Source organism: Rheinheimera sp. WS51, assembly GCF_050936095.1.
GTDB lineage: Bacteria > Pseudomonadota > Gammaproteobacteria > Enterobacterales > Alteromonadaceae > Alishewanella.
Genome location: NZ_JBOTRC010000047.1, coordinates 1 through 971, shown reverse-complemented (window position 1 = coordinate 971; position 971 = coordinate 1). Strand labels below are relative to the sequence as shown.

The following is a 971-nucleotide window of genomic DNA, read 5'->3' as shown; positions in this document are numbered from 1 at the left end:
ACGTTGACTATTGTGCAGGGCCAGTTATGGTTGCTGAGGTTTATGTCGCACTTTCAAATGCCAACCCTTCAGTCAAAGACGTTCAGCTAAAAACAAGTGGCAGCCATGAAGAAAGTAAATGCAAAAACGTATAACAAATTGCTTAATTTCGTTCCGGCCACAAAAAGCGTGGCCTCCACTGGACTGCCTACGCTGCGCTGCGGCAGCCAATTAGCAAAGCGTTATGTGTAGATTATGACCATAGAAACGTTCAACCATATTGAAGCTGGCTTGTGGTTCATTATTGGATTAGGGATGCTAATTGCTGCTCTCATTAGACGCAGAGATAATCGTTGGCTAACACTTTTTCTGGTAGCTACAGTTGCATTCACTCTATTTGGCATATCAGACATAATTGAAGCTGAGACCGGCGCATGGTGGAAACCGTTGGAACTATTAGCTCTTAAAGCCGCTTGCGTTTTAACTTTTATATGGTGCTATCTCAAAGGAAAGAAATTAAGTGTCCAAAACACATAACAAACGCCATCAAAACGCCGCTTCGCGGCTCGACTCGCAACAAGTTGCTCGCGTTTGTGGCGGGCGTTATGCAGTAGGAGTAAACATTGAGTTATCTTTTCATAGTTGAAACCAATATCACTGATCCATCATGGGTCAATGAATACCTTCTAAAAGTTACGCCCCTCGTGAGTCGATTTGGTGGTAAATACTTAACCAGATCTTCAGCGATTGAATTGCTGGAAGGTACAGAAAAGCCGCAGTTTAGCTTAGTTGCTCAATTTCCAAGCAAAGAGGATGCGTTAGGCTTTTACAATTCTGAGGAATATAAGCCGTTTAAACAAGCGCGCCAGTCTGGCTCTGCAAGTAAATTTTTATTGGTGCCAGTAGAGAATGCTACTGCATAACAAACGCCACCAAAACGCCGCTTTGCGGCTCGACTCGCAACAAGTTGCTCGCGTTTGTGGCGGGCGTTA

The 971-nt window shown here is 44.2% G+C and carries 2 protein-coding genes; both read left to right on the top strand.

Annotated elements, in window-relative coordinates:
• The first annotated feature begins 234 nt into the window (after positions 1–234).
• A complete protein-coding gene (locus ACRCA4_RS14965) occupies positions 235–516 on the top strand; it encodes a hypothetical protein (RefSeq protein ID WP_306125639.1) in 282 nt (93 codons plus the stop codon).
• 86 nt (positions 517–602) lie between these two features.
• A complete protein-coding gene (locus ACRCA4_RS14960) occupies positions 603–902 on the top strand; it encodes a DUF1330 domain-containing protein (RefSeq protein ID WP_433190376.1) in 300 nt (99 codons plus the stop codon).
• Positions 903–971: the final 69 nt, after the last annotated feature.